This is a genomic window from Homoserinimonas sp., from assembly GCF_056262345.1.
In genome coordinates this window covers 1-4,868 of record NZ_JBACFR010000273.1, presented here as the reverse complement: position 1 = coordinate 4,868, position 4,868 = coordinate 1, and the positions used below count along the sequence as shown (strand labels likewise).

Annotated in this window: 2 protein-coding genes and 1 pseudogene; 2 read left to right on the top strand and 1 reads right to left on the bottom strand. The window is 65.7% G+C overall.

The features are described 5' to 3' along the window. A pseudogene (locus AC062T_RS12720) lies at positions 1 to 3,704 on the bottom strand (hypothetical protein); the annotation flags it as partial. On the opposite strand from AC062T_RS12720, the gene rhlB reads away from it, so the two are divergent. Next, positions 3,670 to 3,981 carry an ATP-dependent RNA helicase RhlB gene (gene rhlB, locus AC062T_RS12715; RefSeq protein WP_476030574.1) on the top strand — a complete coding sequence of 104 codons (312 nt, stop codon included), beginning with the start codon at positions 3,670 to 3,672 and terminating at the stop codon, positions 3,979 to 3,981. The pseudogene AC062T_RS12720 and the gene rhlB overlap by 35 nt on opposite strands. Positions 3,982 to 4,175: 194 nt before the next feature. Continuing rightward, positions 4,176 to 4,868: class II glutamine amidotransferase (locus AC062T_RS12710; RefSeq protein ID WP_476030573.1), on the top strand; the 693-nt coding region annotated here is incomplete at its 3' end.

The window sequence follows — 4,868 nt, the reverse complement described above, 5'->3', positions numbered from 1 at the left end:
TGAACATCCACCCGCACGCGGTCAGAGCCGACCGGCATCGTGATGGCACCCAGCGACGAGAGCTGCACGGCGTTCCAGAACCGCGCGTCGGTATCGGTAATGACAACCTCGTGAGTCGCTGCGGTCGAGGCGCCGTCGTTGGCAGACAGCGTCACGGTGACCGGGGCGGTCGCGCGATCCCGCTCGATGACGGTGCTCGGCGCGATCGCTTTGCCCGCGACCACATCGAGCTCGCCGCTGACGAGCACTACCGGAGCAGAGTCGGCCGCGATGGGCATCGAGTCGGCACCCGTCGGGCGAAGGACGGGGTCGTAGCTCTGGGCGTAGCCGAAGCCGTCGAGAGAGGTCGGCACGACAAAGTCGGCTGCACCGCCGCTGCGCAGGGTCTCGCGAAGCCGGGTCTCGAACACCATCGAATAGTCGGAGCCGTTGACGATCGAACCGCCATTGGTCGCCGGGTCGCTCGCCTGGTAGACGACACTCACGCCGACGACATTCTGCAACTGCGCTGCCGTCAACGCTTCTGCCTGCGTGATCGTGTAGCTGGCCGTGGTCAGCGTTCCGTCCGCGGCGCGCAGCCACAGCGTAACCATCGAGTGATTCTTACTGACCTCCGCGGCCGGCACCGTGAACTTCAGCTTGGTGAGGTCGAGGCGCTCGAACGGGCTGGTCGCACTATAGGTCGCACCAGTGAACGGGTTGGCGTCATGGTCGGTTGCCGATGTGCGGCAGCCGGGCATCGTCGGCCCACACTCCGCACCGGCGGTGACCCGCAGAAAGGATGCGCGGGACAATGCGGTGCTTTCGGCAACGAGCGAGATATCAGCCGTGGGGTAGATCGCCGTGTCGACGTCGCCCGGGTTGGGGATCACGAGCTTGGGCTTGCTGGTCGCGACCGTGAGCCCCACATTCGGGGGAAAGTCGGTCAGCGTGATGTCGTCATGCGCGGTTCCCGTCGAGGGGGCGCCGACGAATCGGGTTCCGTTCACGGCGACCGTGTTGCGCAGCGAACCCTTGTCGGTTGCGCCCAGGTTGAAGGTCGTGGTGCCCGTGGCCCACGTCGACGAGGTTGTGTCGCGAACCGCGTTGCGCAGGGACCATTCGAGATCGAAGTGGCGAGAGGCATCGGCGGTTCCGGTCGCGACGCCCGAGCCGGGCAGCGCCCGGAGCGGATCCTTGCTCGTGGTGCGAGCCGCGTCGTTGGGAACCACAGTGATGCGCACACCCGTGGTGTTGGCAACCTGGGCCGGTGTCAACGTGTGGCCCGTGAAGCCTGCGCTGCTCATCCACGACCCAGCGGGCGGCGCGACGATGTTCCACGCACCGCCGTAGAACAGCTCGATCGTGCTCACACTGTCCCACTGCAGCAGCGGTTCCTGCGTGAACGACCTGGCCTGGATGCGCTTGAGGTCGAACGCCTGGAAGGTGGTCGCGCCAGGGTTCGCTTCGTTGCCGGCAGGGTCGCTGATCGTCACCGAGGCGAAGCCCGAAACGGGGACTCCCCACGAGAGACGAGTCACGGCGCTGTCGCCCGACTGCGCGACGAGCGTCGTCAGGTCAGCTCCGCCGATAGTGCGCCACTTCTTGTCGGCGTAGAGCACACCGGCACCGGGGCTAGGCACGACGGTTGCCGGGGCAGTGTCATCCTTAGGCTTGCTTGCCACGGGCGTGGTTCCGCCCGCCAGGCCGTGGGCCTGAGCGACGGCGAGGTTGTTGTACACGACCGCGCCCGTCCCACCCGACACGACGGGCGCAACGGGGTAACCGGAGGTGCGCAGCGTCGAATTGGCCTGGAAGACGGCGTTCGGGGCAACGGCCGTCGCCTGCGCGAAGTCACCGCCCACCGAGTCGAACGTGTAGCGAAGGCCGACGATGGTCGGCACGAGGGCGGAGCTGATCGTGTGCTCGAACATCACTGCAGCCAGCGTGGCATCTGACGTAGCAAGTGTGTGCCAGCCCGTTGCGTCCTTGTACTCAACGAGCAGCGTGGATCCCTTGGGAACCTGGGTCGGGGCGATAGCTGTGGGGCTGAAGGCCTCCCAGAAATCGTCCGCCGCGCCCGTCGCCTCGTCGGTGATGACGATCTTGTTGGGCGCCACATACTTCGAGTCTCCCGAGGTGACCCCAGAAAGCTGCACAACAACGGTGCCGCCGACGGGGATCGCTCCCGAAGGCTTGATCTCTTTCTCGATGCTCAGGTCGATCTCCGGAAAGTAGACCTGGAGCGGAGCAGCATCCGTCGCGGAGGTGCTGCCAGCGGGGTTAACGGCCTTGGCCGTCACGACGTTCGTGATTCGCTTCGGCGAAGCCGCTGCCGTGGGTACGAACGCCGTCGTCGGCGCGATCGTGAACTCGGCTCCGGCCGTGGCGCCCACCGCGATCTGACCGGTGAACACCAGCTCGAAGCCCGTGATGACACCGGCGGGAGCGACGGGGGTGTCGACCGAGGCGAATGCGACGGGGGCCTGGGCTACGCCGCCGACATGCCAGATGACGGATGCTGCGGTAGCGCCGCCGGGCCATACGGGAGCGGAGTTAAACCCGCCAAAGAGCACGTCGGCGGTGAAGAAGTCGACGTCGGAGAGGGTCAGGCTCGTGAGTGGCCCGTTCGAGTTGTTGCGGGCGCTGATTGCAGCGTCGGCCTTGCCGCCTGCGGGGATGTGCGCTGGCGTGATCGACTTAGAGGTGCCCACCTGAACATTGAGCCCTCCGATCGTGTACGGAGCGTCTGCTTCCTTCACCTCTGCCGTCTCGCCGGGAACCGTAACGGTCGCCTCGGCTACGTTGTTCGCGTTGGCACCAAGCACCAGGCTCGCGCCACCCTCACGATCGGTCGCACGCTGGGCAACATTGATCGCAACACTGCCCGCCGCTCCACCAGCAGCAATAGTGGCTGCACCGGCAGCATCCGTGTAGGTAAATCGAAGGCCGGCAACGTCTCCGTTGGCGACTCCGGCTGGCAGAGCCGCGGCGGCGGCGGGTGTTCCCGTCTTCCAGACCCAACCAGCGTTGTCGAGCACATAGGCGTCGACCTGGATGCGATCGGCGCCCTGCGGCATCGTCACGGTGCCGAATCCCGCAAAGTCAACGAGGCGGAACGGGTTGGTCGTCGGCAGCGTTGCAGAGTTAGCTGCGGCAACCTTGGGGTCCTGAATGGCCAGCGACTGAGCGGGAACGTTGGAGGTGTTGCGGGTCGTCAGCGTCATCGTCGACGGTGCCCCCGGCGCGAACTGCTGCGAGGCAGGCAACCACGTCTTGCCGATGGTCAGATCCACGTCGACGGGAACCGTGACGGTCACCTGTGCCGTGTCGCTCGCCGACACAGTATTGCTTGCCGTCGCCGTCGCCGTGTTGGTGATGGGAGCCTTGTTGTGCTGCCACGCGGGCGTGAGGCTCTGGGGAACCTTGAGCGTGTACATGAGCACAAATCCATCACCAGCGGGGATTACTCCCGTATCACCGTCGATCGTCTGGGTCACCGTCGCTGTCACCACGCACCCGGCTGTCACGGTCGTCGTGCAGCCCGTGAGAGCGACGGAGGTCGGCACGGTGCTCGTCGTCACAACGGGCGCCCCTACGAACTCGAACCCGAGAAACTGACTCGGAATCGGGTCGGTGAGCACCACGTCGAGGCAGGCAGAGTCTGCGCAGGCAACGTCGATGGAGTAGGTGAACTCCTCCCCGGGCGCGAGGGCCTTGGTCACGTCGACTGTCTTGGTCACGCTCAGTCCGGCCACACCGGCGGCGGCAGCGGGTGCCGCACCCATCGTCGTAGCGACTGCGGCGGAACCACCGAGCAGAACAACAAGCGCCGCCGCAACAATCGTCACGAGAGGCGAGCGGCGCAAACGGTGGCGACCGCGGCGGGCAGCACGGAACGGAAGCATTGAGGCACGCAAGGGCATAGACACTTTCGACGGTGGCCGTCACGCGAGCGCGCAAAACGACCTGCGGAAGGGCTGTGGGCAAGCCGTCCGCTGAGCGGGTGATTGAACTCTCACGCTATTGACGTCTTAAATGCGGGCTCGCGCTTTCACCCAAATTCACCCCCCGATTCACACCGTCTGCCCTCGTTTGGGGGCCACTGACGGCCAGGTAGACGGATGCGAGCCAAAAGTTACGAAGGGTGACGACCGCGCTTGGGCTCCGCGCGCGCCCTGCTTACGGTTATAGACATGTGCCGCCTCCTGGGTTTCGTGTCTCGCACCGAGACGACGATTCCCGACGCCCTCGGGGCCGATTTCGACGCATTTACGGCGCTCTCGACCACTCTGCATGCGGATGGCTGGGGTCTCGCCTCCGAGAACTCAGAGGGTCGCACACACACGATCGCCGCGGAGGCTGCTCACTCGAGCGACCGTTACACCGCGGCATTCGCGGGCACCCGAACCACCAGCGCGATCGCTCACCTCAGGGCGGCCACCCTCGACCTCGCTGTTGCCGAGCGCAACACGCACCCGTTCATCCATGGCGATCTCTCCTTCGCCCACAATGGATCGATCCGGGAGATCGCCGCGATCGAGCCACTGATCGACGCCGACCTGCTCTCCACCCTTCGCGGGGAGACCGACAGCGAGCGCTACCTACTCGCTCTCGTCTCTGAGATGCGACGAAGCTCAGTTGTCGATGCCGTTCGCACCGTTGCCGAGCGTCTGGGCGATGTGGCCGACGAGGCCAGCATCAACGCGCTGCTACTCACTCCCGACGAGCTTGTCGTCGTGGCAGACGACCCCGCCAAGGCTCCGGCATTTCTCGGAGCCGACTACTACGAACTCAGCTACAAGGTCACCGACGGTTACACCGCGGTCGCCTCAAGCGGCTGGGAGCGCGACGGCTGGCACCGCGTGCCTGAGCGCTCGGTGCTCACG